The organism is Kribbella sp. NPDC004536, from assembly GCF_042873835.1.
Lineage (GTDB): Bacteria > Actinomycetota > Actinomycetes > Propionibacteriales > Kribbellaceae > Kribbella.
This window is the reverse complement of record NZ_JBIALY010000004.1, coordinates 230160-248916: the sequence shown is the minus strand read 5'-3', so window position 1 is coordinate 248916 and position 18757 is coordinate 230160. Positions and strand designations below refer to the sequence as shown.

Here is an 18757-nt window from a genome sequence, read left to right as displayed (position 1 = left end):
CACCACAGCCCTACCGCCCACACCCATCTCCTCCACTCGCCCTCACCCCACGCTAGCGGCGACAACCACCCCGAGTGAGCTATGTCATGTGGCAGATACTGTCTGTGCAAACTGTATGGGTGAGTTGTATGGGTTGTACCTGTTCGGCTACGGCCCGCGACCCTTAGGGTCCGTACCGCATCTGTGGCTCGGGGGAGTCAAGGAGCGGTGGGGCGATGAACGGGTGGGGCCTGCCCAAGGGGCGGAAGTCTGTCGTACGACGAGCAACAACCGCTGTGTGCGCATTGACGCTGGTCTTGCTGGCGCTGCCGGCCGTGCAACCGGCGATCGCCCAGCAGGCGTCGCCGAGCAATGCCAGCGGCAACGAATCACCATTGAGCCGGGCCAAGGCCACCGGGCAGCGGGTAGAGGTGCTCGAGAAGCGAACCGAGACCGAGCAGACATTCGCCAACCCGAACGGGACATTTACTCTCGAGCAGACCAATACCCCGGTCCGCGTCGAACGTAACGGTCAGTGGGTCGATATCGACACCAACCTGCAGCAGGCGCCGGGTGGTCGGATCCAGCCGAGGGCGACGGCGCTTGATGTGACGTTCTCCGGTGGCGGCAGCAATCCACTCATCGTCATGAAATCGGACGGGCATCAGCTCACACTGACCTGGCCCGGCGTGCTTCCCGCGCCCGCGGTGTCCGGCGACAGCGTTACCTATGGCGATGTGTATCCCGACGTCGATCTCAAGATCACGGCCTCCGCCGACTCCTACAGTGAAGTTCTGATCGTCAAGACACCGACCGCAGCCCGGCTGCCGCAGTTGCAGGGACTTGATCTTCGGATGGATGCCCCCGGCCTGTCGGTGGCGAAGACGCCTGGCGGAGTGATCGAGGCCAAAGACGACTTGGGGAAGGTGGTTTTCACCGGACCTCAGCCCGTCATGTGGGATTCGCGCGGTAACGCGGAGGCGCCTACGGACGACGACCGCACGGAAGCTCCGTTGGAAGGTGACAAGGTCGTCCAGGTGCCGGTCGGGGTCAGCCAGGACTCGCTGACTATCAGCCCGGCGCCGGCGCTGGTGAACGACGCCGCGACGGAGTACCCACTGCACATCGATCCGCCGTTCGCCGCGCCCCAGGAGGGGCGGGCGATGATCAACGAGCACTACCCGACGACGTCCTCGTGGAACTGGGCCGGGCCGGAGGGGGTCGGTTACCAGTCCTTCGAGCCGTGGAGCCGAAAGCGGCTGATCTACAAGATGAAGATCTCCGGTCTCGCCGGAACGCACATCCTTTCAGGGATCTTCAGCGCGTACGAGACCTGGGCCGCCGGCTGCACCGCGAAGGAGGTGCAGGCCTGGAAGACGGCCGCGATCAACACGGAGGTGAACTGGAGCAATGGCTCCGGGTCCAACGTCTGGCTCAAGAAGTTGTCGTCGGTGACAGACGCGGTCGGGCGTGACGAGTGCACTCCGAACGGAAAGTGGCTCGAGTTCAATGTCGCAACGGCCGTCGCCGAGCAGGCTGCAGCAGGCAGTAGCTGGGTGCACCTCGGACTCCGCGCCGCGAGCGAGACCGACTCGATGGCCTGGAAGCGATTCAGCGCAACCGTTCGTCTCGCGATCACGTACAACAACGTGCCCGTGGTCGCGGGCATGCGAACGACCGATCCCACTATGGGGTGTTCGACCGACTATCAGAACCCCTCCAGGGTGAACCAGTCCAGTCCGATGCCGCACGTGACGATCCTGGACAGCGACCTCCAGTCTTCGCAGGCAGGTTTCGAGTTCTGGTACAACGGCCAGCAGGCGCCGACACAGCGGCTCACCAGCGTCACGAAGGTCAGCAGCAGTACAACGGACTTCACTCCTCAATCCGATGTCGCACCGTTGATCTCGGGACGTCTCATCGGATGGCGGGTCCGTGCCTGGGACGGTTACGACTACTCGGCCTGGTCGCCGATGTGCTGGTTCACCATCGACACGTCGAAACCGGATCCGCCGACCGTCACCATCGTGTCGGGCGACGACAAGATCTACTCGCTCGGCGAGCAGGTGAGCGTCCGCATCGGCGCGACGGCAGCCGACCAGAACTACTTCCGGTACAGCATCGACACGGAGGAGCCGACCAGCGCCATCGTTCCGGTCAGTCCGGGCACGTTCACGTTCACTGCGAACAAGACGGGGCCGACCGTGATCAGAGCGTGGAGCTACGACCGCGTCGGCAACCGTAGCGCCGACTTCGGCGAGGCATTCGTCAAGGTGCAGACGGGCTCTGCCTCAGGCATCTGGAGGATGGACGAGGGCACCGGCGGAACCCTCGGTGATTCCAGCGGCAAGGCCGGCCCCCTGACGTTGGGCACGAATGTCACCTGGGCGCCCGGAGACCACTGGGATCCTGCGGCTGCCAAACAGGACTGGTCGATCGAACTGAACCGGGGTGAGTCGGCCGGGTCGGCGGCGAGCAACATCGTCGACACCAGCCGAAGCTTCAGCGTCAGCACCAGAGTCAAGTTGGGCAACGTCGCCGGGCGTCAGATCGCACTGAGCGAGGACCGCTCCGGAACGAGTGGGTTCACGCTGGGCGTCAAGAGCCAAGACCTGTCCGATCCGGGCGATCCAAAGGCAGTGTGGTCGTTCTCTGTCGCCAATCCGACCGGATCAGGTGATATCGAGGTCACCTCGCCGCCTTCGGGCTATCTGGCGGGCGATTGGGTCTACTTGACCGGCATCTACAACTCTGGCGAGCACACCCTGACGTTGTTCGTGAACGAAAAGGCGGTAGCGCTCAAGGCTGCAGTCACCCCGACCGCCGACGCACCGGGCCTGCTTCGACTCGGCACCGGCACGGTCAGCGGCGTCGCCTACCCAATGGAGGGGCAGGTCGACGACACCCGGATCTATCCGGGGCCGATCGACGACGCCGCAGTCTTCACGGACATGTACGACACCGCCCCGACGAACTGATCCGGAGAATTCGCATGCGATCACTGCACACCAAGCGGCGTCCGTTGGCGGCGATGGTCACTCTGCTCGGCGTCAGCCTGACCGCCGGAATGGCGTCGTACGTTCCGGAGGCAGCGGCGAAGACTCCGAACCGTCCGGCTCCGGTCACACAGAAGGAAAGGACCACACCAGGCAAGGACTTCGTCCCGGCGACGGTGCAGAAGTCCGACCGGGTGACAGGAGCGTCCGCGCTCTCGGCGATCCCCGTCTGGCCGCAACCTTCGGTATCGACTGTGGGCGCAGCGCCGCCAAGCATGGCGGCCAAGTCGGTCGACAGCTCTCCGGTCGCCGCCAGCGTGGCCATACCCTCGGCTCGGAGCGCGACCCCGCCATCTGCTCGGCTGGAGGTGCTCAGCCAGGCCGTCGGCCAACGCCTCGGAGTCACCGGCGTCGCGATGCGCATCAGCCGCACCGATGCGCAAGCGATCCCGGCGACAGTGAAGGTGCGGTTCGACTACTCGAAGTTCGCGGGAGCGTACGGCGGTGACTGGTCGTCGCGTCTCCGACTGGTTGAACTGACCTGTACCGCAAGCCAAATATGCTCGCAAGAGCGACCGATCGCTTCCACGGACAACGACGTCGACAGCAAGATCGTGACCGGTGAGGTTGAGGTCTCGCCGGCGGCTCCGTCGTCCACGGCGCAGTACACGACGCTGGCGCTGACTGCCGGCGCGTCGGGACCGGCAGGTTCGTACGCGGCGACGTCGTTGTCTCCGTCGGCAATGTGGAACGTTGGAGCCCAGACCGGAGACTTCACCTGGAGTTATCCGCTACGAGTCCCGCCAGGTACCACCGGGCCGAAACCCGAGCTGTCGATCGGCTACAGCTCGGGCTCGGTCGACGGACAGATCGCGTCGACCAACAACCAGACGTCCTGGATCGGCGAGGGCCACTCGCTCGAGCCGGGGTTCATCGAGCGCAAGTACGTGTCCTGCGCCGATGACATGTCGGGCAGCAACACCACGGTCAAGACGGGCGACCTGTGCTGGAAGTCGGACAATGCCGTGCTGTCGCTGGGCAGTCACTCGGGCGAGCTGCTCAAGATCGGCTCGGACACCGTGAACAAGGTCGACACATTCCGGCTCAAGAACGACGACGGGTCGCTGATCCAGCGCCGGTACGGTGCGACGAACGGCGCACAGGGCGGCGAGTACTGGCAGGTCACGACGAGCGACGGTACGAAGTACTTTTTCGGCATCAATCCCTACTCGCCCGACGGCGGTCGCGCGAACTCGGTGAGCACGGTCCCGGTCTTCGGAAACCAGGCCGGCGAGCCGTGCCACACGTCGACCTTCGCAACCTCGTACTGCACACAGGCCTGGCGCTGGAATCTCGACCGCGTCGTTGACCTGAGCAACAACCTGATGAGCTATCGCTACGTCCAGGAGAACAACTACTACGGGCGGAACAACAACACCGGTGTCTCGCTGTACCAGCGAGCCAGCTACCCGTGGATCGTCGACTACGGAAAGGTGGCAGGCAGCGCCGAGACCACGACCGCTGCACCGGCGCGGGTCTGGTTCGGGGTCGCCGAGCGATGCCTGGCCAGCGGTACAGTCACCTGCGATCCCGCTCAGCTGACTGCTGCGAACGCGTCGCATTGGCCGGACACGCCGTTCGACCAGCTCTGTACGTCGTCGACGTCCTGCCCGAACCGGACGTCACCGTCCTTCTTCACCCGCAAGCGACTGAGCACGGTCAACACCGAGGTTCTCGGCAGTGACAACAAATATTCGCCGGTAGACACCTGGACGATGACGCAGGATTACCCGGCGACCGATGTCGCGCCTTCGCTGTTCCTTCGCTCGATCACCCACCAAGGTCGCGTCGGTGGGACGCTGACCAATCCCACCGTCACCTTCACCGGGGTCGACAAGCCGAACCGGGTCGACGCCATCGGCGACGGCGCTCCGGCGATGTACAAGTACCGCGTCTCGTCGGTGACATCCGAATCCGGTCAGACGACCAGCGTCAACTACAGCGACGCCGATTGCACGCCGACGTCGAAACCCGCCAACCCGGCGACGAACACACGTCGCTGCTTCCCGGTCTACTGGACGATCGACGGGGGCGCGGCTCCCACGATGAACTGGTTCAACAAGTACGTCGTCACCTCCGTGGTCGATGACGACCAGACCACCGACGCGCCGGACCAGCAGACCATGTACGAGTACGTGGGTACGCCGGCCTGGCATTTCGACGACAACGAGCTCACGCTTCTGAAGTACCGCAGCTGGGGCGACTGGCGCGGATACTCGAAGGTGAACGTGAAGGCCGGCCCGCTCGGCGATCAGACCCAGACGCAGTACCTGTTCTTCCGCGGCATGCATGACGACTACCTCGATCTCAACGGGACCTCGAGGAAAACCGCGATCGTGACCGACAGCCAAGGGGACACGATCGAGGACGCCGACCGCTACAACGGTTTCGTCCGCGAGCAGATCACCTACGACGGCGCAGGTGGTGCGGAGGTCGAAGGCACGATCTCTACGCCCTGGGTCACCGCCACCGGCACCGTCGATGGAGACACGGCGATGATTCTGCGCACGAGATCCTCCGTGACACGGACCCGGCTGAGCAGTGGAAGCTATCGAACCGCTGGGACGGTCACGACGTTCGACGCGGTCGGCATGCCGACGTCTGTGGACGATCTCGGCGACCTCGCGACCACAGCGGACGACCGTTGCATTCGCTACACCTACAACCGCAACGACGCGATCGGGCTCATCGCACCGGTGAGTCGGGAGGAGAAGGTGTCGGTGGCCTGCGGGACGACGCCGAGCCGTCCGGCGCAGGTGATCTCCGACGAGCGGAGCTACTTCGATGGCCACACGGGTCTCACGGACGCGCCCACTCGAGGACTGACCACCAAGGTCGAAAGCATGAGTGGATGGAGCAGCGGCCCGCTCTACGAGCAGCGTTCACGGACCGTCTACGACTCTCTCGGCCGGATCGTCCAGAGCTACGACGGCCTGGACCGCCGTACCAGCACTGTGACGTTCACGCCCGCAACCGGTGGCCCGGTCACCGCGATGACCACGACGGATTCCAAGGGATTCGTCAACACGACCAGTATTTCGCCGGCCTGGGGAGCCACCCTCGCCGAGGTCGATCCCAACGGGCACCGTACTGACCTGACGTACGATGCGTTCGGTCGGTTGACCGGCGTTTGGCTGCCGAACCGTTCGAAGTCCGGTGGCGCGACAGCGTCGATGATCTTCAGCTATCTGGTGTCGAAGACCGCACCGACTGTGGTGGCCACACAGGAGCTCAAGCCGGACGGTACGTACAAGACCAGTCGGACCTTGTTCGATGGTCTGCTGAGGCAGCGTCAGGTGCAGACACCTGCGGCGACCGGTCTCGGCCGGGTGCTGATCGACACCCGGTACGACGCGCGAGGCAACGTCATGAGTCAGGACGGGCCGTACTACGACACCTCCGCGCCGTCGAACGCGCTGTTCGACGCCAACGAGCCGAATCTGCCTGCCCGGACCCTCAACACCTATGACGGCGCCGATCGGATGGTCCTGTCTCAGTTTGTCGTACAGAACGCGGAGAAGTGGCGGACAGAGACGATCTACGGGGGCAACGCGATCGCGGTAATTCCGCCCGACGGTGCAACCACCACGATCAAAATGCTCGATGCGAGGGGCAAGGTCACGGAGTTGCGTCAGTTCCACGGCCGGGCCGCGGGCGGCGATTACGACTCCACGAAGTACACCTATACGCCAGATGACCAGCTCGAGACTGTCACGAACGCGGCGGGCAGCACGTGGCGATACGGATATGACCTGCGCGGTCGGCAGGTACGCACGGACGATCCCGACAAGGGGACCACGACATCGGTGTACGACGCTGCCGACCGGCTCGTGTCGAGTAAGGATGCACGGGGGCAAGAGCTCCTGTACTCCTACGACGAGCTCGACCGGAAGACCGCTGTGCGCAGCGGATCGGCAAGTGGACCGGTGTTGACCAGTTGGGTCTACGACACGCTCGGCAAGGGCCTTCTGACGTCGTCCACCCGGACCATCGGCGGCAACAACTACGTGTCCGCCGTCACCGGCTACGACGCGATGGACCGCCCCGTCGGCACACAAGTCGTCATTCCGGCATCCGAGGGAAAGCTGGCCGGCACATACACGAGCACCACGCAGTACAACCCGGACGGCACCGTCAAGAAGGCGAAGCTGCCGAGCACTCCAGGACTGCCGGACGAAACGGTAGACCTCTACTACGACGCGTCTGGAAACCTGAAGCAGATGGGTGGCTGGCAGGCGTACGTCAGCGACACCGTCTACGGCGAGTACGGAGATCCGCTGCAATATCACATGGGTCAGCAGACCGGGAAGGGTATCTATCAGTCGTTCGAGTACGAGCAGGGCACGCGGCGGCTGTCGAAGATGAAGGTCGACCGGGAATCGGTTCTTGAGACCGACGACACCTTCGTATACGGGTACGACGACGCGTCGAACGTCACGTCGATCTCCCACCAGTTCGGCACGTCGAGCGATCTGCAATGCTTCGCGACCGACTACCTACGGCGGACTAGCGAGGCATGGACGCCGGCCGGTACCTGTGCTGACGCCAGATCCGCGTCGAGCTTGGGTGGAGCCGCGCCGTACTGGCAGTCGTACCGGTATGACGCGTCAGGCAACCGCACGAGCCTGATCGACCACAAAGTCGCGGGGGACACCACATCCGCTTACACGTACCCGGCGGCAGCAGCGTCCCGGCCGCACGCGGTCACCGGCGTCACGGCTGCGGGTCCCTCGGGGACGTCGGCCGACTCGTACGCCTACGATGCGGCGGGCAACCTGGCCTCTCGGACGGTTGGCGGTGACACAGATACATTCGCCTGGGATTCCGAAGGGAATCTCGCCTCGGTGACCGGTGCGGGCGGTGACACCGGCTATGTCTACGACGCGGATGGCAGTCGTCTGATCCGCCATGACTCCAAGGGATCCACCCTCTACCTCGCCTCTGCCGAGGTCCGGTGGGACAAGACGACCGATGCGGTGAGTTCGACGAGGTACTACGACTTCAACGGCTCGACGATCGCGATGCGCAACAACAGCGGCTCGGTCGAATACCTGATGTCCGACCCGCACGGTACGGCGACGGTTTCGGTCGATGGGCTGACGACGACGGTGTCTCGCCGTTTCATGGATCCGTTCGGCAACGCACGTGGTACGCCATCGGCCACCTGGGAACCGAACTCGCGGGGCTTCGTCAACGGTGTCGACGATCCCTCGACCGGACTGACGCATCTCGGCGCCCGCGAGTACGACCCGAAGCTCGGTCGCTTCATCAGCGTTGACCCGCTGGTGGACAGTGCGGATCCGCAGACGCTCAACGCCTACGCGTATTCGAACAACAGCCCGGCCACCTTCAGCGACCCCGACGGTTTGATGTTCCTCGGCAGCAAGGCCGAGGAGGGCACCGAAACGCGCGGGCACAGCGACCTGGCCGCGGAGAAGCAGGAGGCGAAGAAGAAGACCGGGTCGGACTTCATCTCGTACAAGGACGACGACGGCAAACAGATCAACAGTTGGGAAGAGGCCGAGGTCTCTCAGCACCATCAGAAGGTCAAGGAGACAAAGAAGCGCATCAAGAAGGTCATCAAGGACCTGGTCAAGATCGTCGCCGACGAACTCGGCATCACCGATGCGCTGAACTGCTTCACCGACGGCGACGTGGGAGCGTGCATATCGACCGGTGTCACCGTCCTGTCCTCCTTCGTCGGCGGCGTCGCCGGCAAACTCATCACGAAGTACCTCATTCACGCCAAGAAGGCATGGAAACTCATAGGCCGCATCAAAGACCTGGTCGGCGAAGCCATAGACGGCATCAAGGGCCTCCACAAAGCCGAAGACGAACTGCGTGCGGCCGGTCGCTGCAACTCGTTCACCCCTGAGGCGCAAGTGTTGATGGCTGACGGACGTTTCAAGTCGATAGCTGACATCAGAACCGGTGACCGCGTGGTTGCAACCGATCCGGACACGGGTAAGTCGTCCGTGTCGCCGGTAGTCGGCACGATCGTCGGTCAGGGCGCGAAGGACCTCGTCACCATCACGACGGTCACCAGATCGACCTCGGGTGCGCCTGTGACGTCCTCGACGACGGCCACGTCGGGTCACCCGTTCTATCTCCCGCTCCTGAAAAGGTGGATCGTTGCCGGTCAAGTTGAGCCGGGGGATCGCCTGTACAGCGGCGATCCTATGAAGTCTGTGGTGGTGAGAAGGGTCGATCGCCGCACGGCCTTCGCCAAGGTCTTCAATCTGACCGTCGCGCGGGTCCACAGTTACTACTTGTCGGCCGGTGGTGCACCGGTGCTTGTCCACAACTGTGGCGAGGCTTGGCTCGACGATCAGGGGGAGGCGTACGTCCGTAGCAAGCACACGGTCAGCGGTGAGAGAAGAGATGCGACGAAGGGCTACTTCAATGATGAGGAAGACCTGTACCAGCTCGCAGAGGACTCAAACAGGTTTCCGGCCACACCGCAAGAGAATGGGCGTTGTGCACGAATCTGTGATGCTGGGCGTCTGATCGGAAATAGAGCACCCAGTGAAGGTGGTGCGCCGACGTCGACGTATACTGTCATTACCGACAAATATGGCGGCGTAGTCACGATGCATCCAGATGTGCCCCGTTAGTGGTGCTGCCATCGGAAGGAATGGAATGGCGCTGAGTATCTTTGTTCGGACATACTCCGGAGACGTTGTTGAGCGCAGCTCTCATCCGAACCTTGGAGAATTGTTCAGCGCCGCATCGACGGGGCGACAGCCACTGCTGGCGTCCGTGGATCACTACGACGACACTGTTTTCAACAGTAGGCAGGCGCAAATCATCGTGCAGGAGTTACGGGATCTGCAATCAGCAATTCTCGAGCCAGATACCCTGGCTGCCGCGGACGAGTTGAACAGGCTGGCGGGCAAAGTGGCTGGACGCGCACATCATTACCTGGTCGTTGATGGCGACTAACTGTGATCACTTCCCACGCGACTGATCGTGAGTCGAGTACTTCTTTCCGAGTCTCGGGTTGCGCTGATGCCGAGGAAAGTGGATGTTCCGGATCAGATTCCGCCGGGCTACTTGGATGGAGACTAGATCGACCGCTCTCGCCGAGAGTCGACGAGAGTGGCGCCGCACTTGGAGTGAGCTCGTCAACAGCTTCAACTTCTTCGAACTCGAATACTTGTTCGGCGTCCGGCGGGGACCGTGGGACCTGCAGGAAGCGATGATGCAGCAACTCGGTGGCGTCTTGGTCGAGACCTGGTCGGCGCGTTTGGCGTCGGCCTGTCCCGACCGTCGGTGCCAGTGACTCTGCTGCCGGCAGACGAGACTCTGATGCTGTCGACGCGAGTGCAGGTCACGCAACTTCTCCGCCCCTGGTTGTCCCGACGAGCTGGTCCGGCTCACCGGTATGAGCCGGGCTTCCGCGGCAGGGTGCTTCAGCTGCCCCAGGTGGGGCGGAGGGGGAAGTTGGAGTTGCCTCGGGAGTCGGGTTTCACTGCTAGGACCTGGTGGAGTTGGATTGTGTTGTGTTCGAAGCCGGCTCGGCTGGCGGCCAGGTAGAGGCCCCAGATCTTGGCGGTGGGGTGGCCAACTTCGGCGACCGCTTCGTCCCAGTGGGCGACCAGGTTGCGGTTCCAGGCGGCGAGGGTGAGGGCGTAGTGCTCGCGGAGGTTCTCCTCGTGGCGGACCTCGAAGCCGGCGTCCTGGGCTTCGGCGATGATGCGGCCGGAGCCGATCAGTTCGCCGTCGGGGAAGATGTAGCGGTCGATGAACGCGCCGGTGTTGCGGAAGTGGTTGTCCGGGCGGGTGATGCAGTGGTTGAGCAGCCGGCCGCCGGGACGTAGCCGGTCGAGCAGGAAGCCGAAGTACGACGGGTAGTTGCGGACGCCGATGTGTTCGGTCAGCCCGATCGAGCTGATCGCGTCGAAGTCCCGTTCGGACACGTCGCGGTAGTCCAGGTAGCGCACCTCGGCCCGGTCCTCCAGACCTTCGCGCTTGATCGCCTCGGACGCCCACTCGGCCTGGGCCGCCGACAGCGTGACGCCCAGCGCGGTCACGCCGTACTCGCGGGCCGCGTGCCGGACCATCCCGCCCCAGCCGCAGCCGACGTCGAGCAGCCGCATCCCGGGCTTCAGGTCGAGCTTCCGCGCGACCAGGTCGTACTTCTCGAACTGCGCCTCCTCCAGCGTCGCGTCGGCGGTCGGGTAGACGGCACACGTGTACGTCATCGACGGCCCGAGGACCCATTCGTAGAACGTGTTCGACACGTCGTAGTGGTGGTGGATCGCCGACTTGTCCCGCGCCTTCGAGTGCCGCAGCCCCTCGAACGTACGGCGCCACTTCGGCAGGTGCTCCTGCGGCGGCGGGGGCGGCGGCTTCAGGTGGCTCCACCCGAGCCCGCGCAGGATCCGCAACGCCTCGGCCGCCTTCGGCCGGTGGAAGTGGAACCGGTCGAGGATCAGCCGCATCAGCTCGTACGGGTCGCCCGGATGCACGCCGGTGATCTCCAGGTCGCCCATCACGTACGCGCGAACCATCCCGAGGTCGCCCGGCGCGGTCAGGACGTACGACAACCCGCGCTCGTTGGCCAGGTGCATGTGGATCGAGGAGTCTTCAGGCCCGGCCGCACTCCCGTCGTACGCCGTGAACCGGAACGGCAACCCGTCCGGCATCACGGCCGTGAGAGCGTCAGCAATGGATACCTGAGTCGCGAGCGTCGTCATCGGCGCACCACCGCCTTTTCGTAGAGCCCGGTGAGGCGGGCGTCGGGGTCGTAGCGTTGCTTCACCTTGGTCAGGGCCGGCACGTTGTAGAGCCGGTCGAAGGTTTCTCGGTCGTAGTAGGCGTCCGAGTACAGGGACTTGTGGCCGCCGAAGTCGGTGACTGCGTGTTCGATGCGGCGGTTGACGTCGCCGTCGGTGGCGCCGGGGGCGATCGGGACGGTGCCCCAGAAGCCGACGTTCACGTACGTTTCGCCGGGCTGGAGCGGGTACAGCGGCCAGGACTCGGACCCGCGCAATCGCAGCGGGCACAACCACACGGGCCGCATCCCCACGTTGACGTCGAACCAGCGCAGGAAGTCCGCGAGTCGCGCGACCGGGATCTCGACGTCCTGCACGACGCGTTCGCGGTCCGGGTGGCCGCGCCGCTGGTTCAGCCGGGCCGCGAAGTGGTGCCGGTTCTCGAAGCCGACGATCTTGTGGAAGACGTCGCTGCGCCGCCAACGCCGAGGCCATAACCGCCTGATCACAGGACGCTGGGCGCCGAACGCCGCCGAACACCAGAACCAGTCGGTGTCCCACCGCCACAGGTAGTCGTGCGCGGTGAGGAAGTCCGTCTGCCGTTGCTGGATCGACCGGTAGTAGATCTGCTGTCCTGTGTAGTCGCTGGTACGAACCGCGGCGTCGCTGTTCCGCCCGAGCGTCAGGTACGCCTCCGACGTACTGAACGCGACCCCGTCGACGAAGTGCACCGGCTCCCCGTCGTAGGTGCCCGAGGCAACGATCTCGTCGATTGCGGGCGCCAGTTCGTCGAGGCTCAGCCGGACGTGCCGGAGCGCGACGTACGGCGAGATCCGGTCGAGCTCGATCCGCAGCCGGGTCGCGTACCCGAGGGTGCCGTAGGAGTTCGGGAACATCCGGAACAGGTCCGCGTGCTCGCCGTCGGGACGCGCGGTGACCAACGCGCCGGCGCCGGTGAGGATGTCGAGTTCGAGGACGGACTCGTGCGGCAGGCCGGCGCGGAACGACGACGACTCGATGCCGAGGCCGGTGACCGCGCCGCCGAGCGTGATCGTCTTCAGCTGCGGTACGACCATCGGGGTCAGCCCGTACGGGAGCGTGGCCGCGACCAGGTCCTCGTACGTGCACATGCCCTGGACGTCGGCCGTCCGCGCGTCCTGGTCGACGCCGATCACGCCGGTCAGCTTCGAGACGTCCAGCCCGGGGCGGTCGAGCTCGGTCCGCGGCCGGAAGAGGTTCGAACTGCGCTTCGCCAGCCGGATCGGTGCGCCCTGCGGGATCTGTTCGTACGACTCCCGCAGCCGCCCGACGGCCTGATCGTGCGCCACCACCGCCGCCACATCCGATGTCGAAGGCACCGATCCAGCTTACGACTGTGCCCACGGTCTGGCACGGGAGTTCAAAACTGTCCACAGGTCCGAGTAGGTTCTGGGGCATGGGTGATGTGGTGAAGGCATGGCTCCCGTGGGAGGACCCCGAGGCGTTCCTCGGCGGGGTGCCCGCGGGGTTCGACGTGGAGTGGTACGCCGGCGGCGAGCGGCCCAAGTCGCTCGACGAGGTGGAGTTCTACGTGCCGAGCTACATGGGCGGCGGCGACGTGCTGGATGTGGTCCGGGAGATGCCCGCGCTGAAGGTCGTGCAGCTGCAGACCGCCGGGTTCGAGCACGTCCAGTCGCGACTCGCCGGCAGTGTCACCTTGTGCAACGCCCGCGGGGTGCACGACGCGTCGACGGCCGAGCTGGCGGTCGGGCTGATCATCGCCTCGTTCCGGAACCTGCCGCGCGCGGTCCGTGACCAGGAGCGCCAGCTCTGGCCGAATTCGTACGACCAGGTCGACGACTCGCTCGCGGACCGGACCGTGCTGATCCTCGGGTACGGCGCGATCGGGGAGGCGCTGGAGCGCCGCCTGAGCGGGTTCGAGTGCGACGTGATCCGGGTCGCGCGCCGGGAGCGCGACGGCGTACACCCGATGACCGAGCTGCCGGAGCTGCTTCCGCGGGCGGACGTGGTCGTGCTGCTGACGCCTGCGACGCCGGAGACCACGCGGATGGTCGACGGCGCGTTCCTCAAGCGGATGAAGGACGGCGCGCTGCTGGTGAACGTAGCTCGCGGTGTCGTCGTGGACACGGACGCGTTGATCGCCGAGCTCGGCACCGGCCGGGTCCGGGCGGCGCTGGACGTGACCGACCCCGAGCCGTTGCCTGCCGGACATCCGCTGTGGTCTGCTCCGAACGTATTGATCAATCCGCACCGCGGCGGCGCCTCGACGGCGTTCGCGCCGCGGGTGGCCAGGCTGGTGCGGGCGCAGATGGCGCGCTACGCGTCCGGGGAACCGTTGATCAACGTGGTGGGGGGTCCACCACGGTAGAGGGAGGACGACGATGTCCGAGGCCGTACTGCTGATCGGGACCAAGAAGGGGCTCTGGATCGGCCGGAGCGACGCTGCCCGCAAGGACTGGCGGCTCGACGGGCCGGTGCCGGAGTTCGAGATGCAGGGCGTGTACGCCGTGGGCATCGACACCCGCGGCGGTCAGGCTCGGCTGTTCGTCGGCGGCACCAGTGAGCACTGGGGTCCGGCAGTCTTCCACTCCGACGACCTCGGCAAGACCTGGGCCGAGCCGCCGGAGGGCTCGATTGGATTCCCGCACGACGCGGAAGCCTCGCTCGAGCGGGTCTGGCAGATCCAGGCGGCGCCGGCCGACCAGCCAGGCGTGGTGTACGCCGGCTCGCAGCCGTCCGCGCTGTGGAAGTCGACCGACGGCGGTGTCACGTTCAACCTGGTCCGAGGCCTGTGGGACCACCCGCACCGCAAGGACTGGGGTGCCGGGTTCGGCGGTCAAGCGGTGCACACCGTCCTCCCGCATCCGACTGATCCGCAGCGGCTGAGCGTGGCGATGTCGACCGGTGGCGTTTACCAGACGACGGACGGCGGCGAGACGTGGTCGCCCGCCAACCACGGGATCAAGGCGTACTTCATGCCGGATCCCGACCCGGAGTTCGGCCAGTGCGTGCACAAGCTGGCGGCGCATCCTGACGTACCGGAGCGGATGTTCGCGCAGAACCACCACGGCGTGTACCGGTCCGACGACGGCGGCGCGATCTGGAAGTCGATCGCGGACGGCCTGCCGTCGGACTTCGGGTTCCCGATCGTGGTGCACCCGCACGAGCCCGACACCGTGTACGTCTTCCCGCTGGTCGCCGACGGCAACCGGATCCCGACCGAGGCGCGCTGCCGGGTCTACCGGTCGCGCGACGCCGGCGCAACCTGGGAGGCGCTGTCGTCCGGGCTGCCCGAGGTCTCCTACATCCCCGTACTGCGGGACGCGATGACGACCGACGCCTCCGACCCGGCCGGTGTGTACGTCGGCACCCGCGACGGCTGCGTCTACGCGAGCGCCGACGCCGGCGACACGTGGACGGAGGTCGCGAGCCACCTGCCCGACGTGCTCACGGTGCGCGCAGCGGTCGTCGGATGATCGCGGTCCGCTTGCCGACGGTGCTCCGCCCGTTCGCGGGCGGGGCCGAGCGGGTCGAGGTCGAGGGCGCCACGGTGGCCGAGGCCTTCGCCGCGCTGGACGCACCGCTGCGACGCCGGCTCACCGACGAGCAAGGCGCGGTACGCCGGCACGTGAACGTGTACCTGCGTGACGACAACATCCGCGACCTCGACGGCCTCCAGACCACGCTGACCGAAGGAGACGAACTACTCATCCTGCCAAGCGTCGCGGGAGGTTGACATCGGCAACATGAGCGATGTCCTCCTCTTGACCGGCCCGTCCGGTTCAGGCAAGACCACGGTCGCCCGGCTGGTCGCGACCGACGCGGCCCGGCCGACGGTGCACGTGACGACCGACGAGTTCTTCCGCGCGATCCGGACCGGATTCGTACCGCCGTACCTGCCGGAATCGCAACGACAGAATGTCGTCGTGGTGGACGCGATCGTCGCGGCGGTCGCGGTGTTCGCAGACGGCGGGTATGACGTCGTGGTGGACGGCATCATCGGACCGTGGTTCCTGCCGCCGTACCGGACGGCGGCCGCCGAGGGGCAGTGGCGGATGTCGTACGTCGTCCTGCGGCCAGATCTAGCGACGACCTTGGAGCGTGGGCAGGCGCGCGGCGGTGTCGAGTTGACCGACGTGGATGCACTCACCGGGCTGCATGGGGCGTTCGCGGACCTCGGCGAACTTGAATCGCATGCGATCGACACGAGTGGGCTCGACGTCGCGGAGACTGCGGCCGAGGTTCGCGAAGCTGTTGCCTCGGGCTCCTATTTGCTCAGTGTCTGAACAGGCGGATGCCCGTGGCGGACCAGGTGATGCCGAGGTTCGAGCAGGCGGCCTCGACCTCGGAGGAGCGGATCGACCCGCCGGGCTCGACGATGTGCGTGACGCCGTACCGGTGCGCCACCTCGACGTTGTCGGCGAACGGAAGCGCACCGTCCGACACCATCGTGACTCCGGTGAGCGGCTCACCCGACCAGAGCGCAGCCTTCTCGCCGGCCAGGCGCGTGCAGTCGACGCGCGACTGCTGCCCGGCGCCGACGCCGATCGTCATCCCGTCCTTCACCATCACCACCGTGTTCGATTGGGTGTAGCGGGCAACGATCATCCCGAGTACGGCGTCGTCCGGCAGCTCGCGGGGGAGTGGCGCGACGTCCCGCTCCTGCGTCAGCCGTACGCCATACACGTCCCGCACCTCCTCCACCGGCGGCTCGTACGACGGGTCGATCTCGAGCACCAGGTACGTACCGCGCTTCTTCGCCGCCAGCAGCTCGACCACGCCGTCGTCGTACCCGGGCGCGATGATCCCGTCCGACACCACCCGCTTCAGCAGACCGGCCAGCTCCAGGTCCACCGGATGCGAGACCGCCACGAAGTCGCCGTACGACGACTTCGGATCCGCCTCACGCGCCCGCTGGTAAGCCTCGGTCACGGAGCCACCGAGCGCGGCGCCCGCCGGCGAGACGTGCTTGTACGACGCCGCCGCCGGTACGCCGAACCGCGCCGAGGCCTCCCGTACCAACTGCCACCCGGTCAGTGCATCGAGCAGATTGATGTACGAAGGCTCACCCGCGAGCACCGTGAACGGCGCAGCACCACAGTGGGCGGCCTGCTGTGGATTCATCCCGTACCGCAAACGCATCCGGACCTCCGAACGAATTCGGAGGCGCCCAGGCGGACGACGCCCCGCTCAAAAGCTCCCCGGTGGTACCCCACCCTCGCCAGTCGCGGTCCACTCAGCTTGTCACTTCGTCGCCCGTACAACCAGCAGACGGGATTCCGCGGTCAGTGGTTCGCCGTGCCAGCCGGCCTCGATGACGATGTTCGAGAAGCCCGCGGCGAGTAGATCCTCGGTGATTTCCTCGGCGGAGCGGAAGTACAGGACGTTGCGGTAGACGGCGTCGTGGCCGTCCTCGAAGACGTTGTGGGCGTCGAACACGACCCGTCCGTTGGCGATCTCGATCAGCTCGAGCCACTCCCTGAGGTGCCCGGCCACCGTGTCGCGTTCGCCGTACGTCGCCTCGCTCGTCCACTGCTCCCACGCGCGCGCCGCCGGGTTGCGCGACTCGAACGCGAACGTACCGCCGGGCCGTAGCGCGGCCGCCAGCGCGGTGCAGGCGGCCGCGTGTTCCGCGACGTGCATCATCGTGTTGCCGCTGCTGACGACGAGATCAACGTCGCCGGTCGGCGCTACCGCGCGGTGGTCCCCGTCGATCCAGGTGACCGCGTCCGCGCCCGGCTGCCGGCGCGCGTACCCGAGCATCGTGGGGCTCGGGTCGATGCCGATCACGACCCGCCCCGGCGCCGCCAGCGACCGCGTGAGCAGGCCGGTTCCACACCCGAAGTCCAGGACCTTCGACGTACCGTCCGCCAACCCCCGATAGTACGAATGGTCCTCGCCGGGCGGGTTGTCCAGGTCGTAGAGGTGTACCAGTTGCTCGTCGCCGTACGGATCATCGGTCACCGTCGCATGCTAGAAGCCGCACCTGAACCGGACAACGAAGTTAAGGAACCGGCACGGGCAGGGCGAGCGCCCGCACCGGCTCGTCCAGCGGCGTTACTGGGCGGCGACCCAGCCGTAGATGTTCGCCGGGCGCCCGGCGCTCCGGGCGTGCTTGGGGTCGAACGGGCCGTACTTGCTGACCTGGTTGTTCGAGTTGCCTTCCACTGTGGTGATCCTGCCGTCGGTGCCGACGGCAACGACCACGCCGGTGTGCACACTGGTGTCGGTGTTCTGCGGGCCGGTGCCGTACAGCACGATGTCGCCGGGCTGCATGCCGCTGTTGCCCGAGTGTGCACGACCCTTGCGCTGACCCCAGCTGTAGATGTCGCCGGTGAAGCCGTAGTTCGGGATGTCGATCCCGGCCTGCCGCCAGGTCCAGGTGGCGAAGTGCGCGCACCACGGCTCGCACGGCCCGTACGGGTTGCAGTTGCTGCCGGGCGGTGTCTCCTGCTGACCGACCTCGCCGTTGGCGGCGTTCACGATCGCCCTACGGGTGTCGGCGGCCGACGCGGTCAAGGAAACAGAGCCGCACAACGCGATGAGGACAGCAGTGAGGAGCAAACGTAGCGAGAGGCGCATGGGAGGTCACTCCGATCTGGAGAGGGGGCGGTAGGAATCTTTCAAGCGAGCTCGCCAGATCAGTATGTGACTAACCAACTTCACAGTGCCATCACAGCGCCATGAAGTTACGAAGACAGTGGGCGTAAGACGCGCGTCTCGGGGAATGAGACGCCAGGCGGCTGAACTTGACCCGGCCGCCGGGTTTCGGCGAATAATGCCTACATGCGATCGATTCTCCTCGTACTTGTGCGGCGCGCCGACTGACGCGACCACAGAGTCGAGCGCGCCCCTTCAGCCAACCCGGCGGAAGGGGCCTTTTTATTGGACACAGTTGTTGCCAATGCGACTATCTGCGACCCAGATGTCGCGAAGCGACAGCCACGAGCGAGGATGGATCGGTCGCGAACAGTACAACCATCGTGACAGGACTGAGGGAAGGCA

At 65.8% G+C, this 18757-nt stretch carries 12 protein-coding genes; 7 read left to right on the top strand and 5 right to left on the bottom strand.

The window, feature by feature from the left end; all coding sequences use genetic code 11:
- Window positions 1-284 precede the first annotated feature (284 nt).
- The 3 genes from ACFYRU_RS34430 to ACFYRU_RS34420 are packed head-to-tail and all read left to right on the top strand — an operon-like array spanning window position 285 to window position 9977.
- Entirely contained in the window at window positions 285-2957 is a 2673-nt protein-coding gene (locus ACFYRU_RS34430; protein WP_387666670.1) for a LamG-like jellyroll fold domain-containing protein, read from the top strand.
- 14 nt (window positions 2958-2971) lie between these two features.
- Window positions 2972-9649: a polymorphic toxin-type HINT domain-containing protein gene (locus tag ACFYRU_RS34425; protein ID WP_387666667.1), complete on the top strand. Its 6678-nt coding sequence runs from the start codon at window positions 2972-2974 to the stop codon at window positions 9647-9649.
- A gap of 25 nt (window positions 9650-9674) precedes the next feature.
- Window positions 9675-9977 carry a hypothetical protein gene (locus tag ACFYRU_RS34420; RefSeq protein WP_387666665.1) on the top strand — a complete coding sequence of 101 codons (303 nt, stop codon included), beginning with the start codon at window positions 9675-9677 and terminating at the stop codon, window positions 9975-9977.
- 470 nt (window positions 9978-10447) lie between these two features.
- Here ACFYRU_RS34420 and ACFYRU_RS34415 read toward each other — a convergent pair whose 3' ends face one another.
- Window positions 10448-11734 carry a class I SAM-dependent methyltransferase gene (locus ACFYRU_RS34415; RefSeq protein WP_387666663.1) on the bottom strand — a complete coding sequence of 429 codons (1287 nt, stop codon included), beginning with the start codon at window positions 11732-11734 and terminating at the stop codon, window positions 10448-10450.
- Window positions 11731-13110, bottom strand: coding sequence for an FAD-binding oxidoreductase (locus ACFYRU_RS34410; protein WP_387666660.1), 1380 nt, complete (start codon window positions 13108-13110; stop codon window positions 11731-11733). Before ACFYRU_RS34410 ends, ACFYRU_RS34415 begins: the two co-directional genes overlap by 4 nt.
- 77 nt (window positions 13111-13187) lie before the next feature.
- Here ACFYRU_RS34410 and ACFYRU_RS34405 point away from each other — a divergent pair, with 77 nt between their 5' ends.
- Genes ACFYRU_RS34405 through ACFYRU_RS34390 form a run of 4 tightly spaced genes read left to right on the top strand, consistent with a single transcriptional unit; the run spans window position 13188 to window position 16038 of the window.
- Window positions 13188-14120, top strand: coding sequence for a 2-hydroxyacid dehydrogenase (locus ACFYRU_RS34405; RefSeq protein ID WP_387666658.1), 933 nt, complete (start codon window positions 13188-13190; stop codon window positions 14118-14120).
- A gap of 13 nt (window positions 14121-14133) precedes the next feature.
- The gene (locus ACFYRU_RS34400) at window positions 14134-15228 is read left to right on the top strand and encodes a WD40/YVTN/BNR-like repeat-containing protein (protein WP_387666655.1); all 1095 of its coding nucleotides are present in this window, start codon (window positions 14134-14136) and stop codon (window positions 15226-15228) included.
- Window positions 15225-15488, top strand: coding sequence for a MoaD/ThiS family protein (locus ACFYRU_RS34395; RefSeq protein WP_387666652.1), 264 nt, complete (start codon window positions 15225-15227; stop codon window positions 15486-15488). Before ACFYRU_RS34400 ends, ACFYRU_RS34395 begins: the two co-directional genes overlap by 4 nt.
- A 10-nt stretch (window positions 15489-15498) precedes the next feature.
- On the top strand, window positions 15499-16038 hold the full coding sequence (locus tag ACFYRU_RS34390) for an AAA family ATPase (RefSeq protein ID WP_387666649.1): 540 nt from the start codon (window positions 15499-15501) through the stop codon (window positions 16036-16038).
- On the opposite strand, the gene ACFYRU_RS34385 is transcribed toward ACFYRU_RS34390, so the two are convergent.
- The 3 genes from ACFYRU_RS34385 to ACFYRU_RS34375 all read right to left on the bottom strand — a co-directional run bounded on the left by ACFYRU_RS34385 (window position 16028) and on the right by ACFYRU_RS34375 (window position 18334).
- Window positions 16028-16912: a 5-aminoimidazole-4-carboxamide ribonucleotide transformylase gene (locus ACFYRU_RS34385; protein ID WP_387667454.1), complete on the bottom strand. Its 885-nt coding sequence runs from the start codon at window positions 16910-16912 to the stop codon at window positions 16028-16030. The genes ACFYRU_RS34390 and ACFYRU_RS34385 overlap by 11 nt on opposite strands.
- 84 nt (window positions 16913-16996) lie before the next feature.
- Complete coding sequence (locus tag ACFYRU_RS34380) at window positions 16997-17716, bottom strand: class I SAM-dependent methyltransferase (protein WP_387666647.1); 720 nt, start codon at window positions 17714-17716, stop codon at window positions 16997-16999.
- Window positions 17717-17809: 93 nt separating this feature from the next.
- Complete coding sequence (locus tag ACFYRU_RS34375; RefSeq protein ID WP_387666644.1) at window positions 17810-18334, bottom strand: CHAP domain-containing protein; 525 nt, start codon at window positions 18332-18334, stop codon at window positions 17810-17812.
- Between the last annotated feature and the right edge of the window lie 423 nt (window positions 18335-18757).